The sequence below is a fragment of the Rothia sp. HMSC069C10 genome (assembly GCF_001812205.1).
GTDB classification, from domain to species: domain Bacteria; phylum Actinomycetota; class Actinomycetes; order Actinomycetales; family Micrococcaceae; genus Rothia; species Rothia mucilaginosa.
Window position 1 is genome coordinate 1 of sequence record NZ_KV808283.1, and the last position, 848, is coordinate 848.

1 protein-coding gene is annotated in these 848 nt (G+C 55.5%); it reads left to right on the top strand.

The genetic code is table 11. The features are described 5' to 3' along the window. Window positions 1–807 (top strand): IS3 family transposase (locus HMPREF2842_RS00620; RefSeq protein WP_141752162.1); only part of this gene is annotated, 807 nt, incomplete at its 5' end. Between the last annotated feature and the right edge of the window lie 41 nt (window positions 808–848).

Sequence of the window (848 nt, forward strand, 5' to 3'; positions counted from 1 at the left end):
GCTGGCCTTGCCAGGTCGAGCTACTACTACGCGCTGGCTCATCCCCAGCAGCCAACCAGAGTGCAGCTACGTCCCAAGGTCGCGCAGATCTTTTCGCGAACCCCCAACGGGTGCGGTCACAGGCAGGTGGCCATGTGCCTGCGCGCTGAGGAAGGGGTGCGCATTGCCGATAAGACGGTCTTGAAGATGATGCGTCAGATGGGGTTGCGCTGCGGTATACGCCGTGAGAGGCCCTACCACAGGTACAACTCCTACAAGGGGGAGGTGGGGCAAAGTTTCGCCAACATCATCGGCCGCGACTTCAATGCCGATGGCCCCTGGCAGAAGTTGGGTACCGACGTCACCGAGTTTAAGCTTTCCTTCGGTAAGGCCTATCTCGCTCCGGTTTACGACTTTGCTAGCAAGGAGATTGTTGCCCATTCTATCTCGATGTGCCCTAATCTTGCCCAGCAGCAAGAGATGCTTCAGATACTCATGGAGGCCAAACCCGAGGGAGCTAAGCCGATTTTGCACTCGGATATGGGGTGGCAGTATCAGCACGAGACCTACATTAGTACGCTCGCTGAGAATGGTTTTATCCAGAGCATGTCACGCAAGGGAAACTGCATCGACAATGGCGCCACTGAGCAAGTCTTCGGACACCTGAAGGACGAGTTTTTTCGTGGCCAGGACTGGCAGAGCTTTGAGAGTTTCAAGGTTGACCTTGATGCCTATATCACGCACTGGAATACGGTAAGGCGTCAAGTAAAGCTTAAGGGCCTGACTCCGGTAGAGTACCGGGTTCAGGCCCTGAGGGAAGCCGTGTAGCGGCTAGTATTTAATGCGTCCAAGTTTCGGGGCGCAGTTCA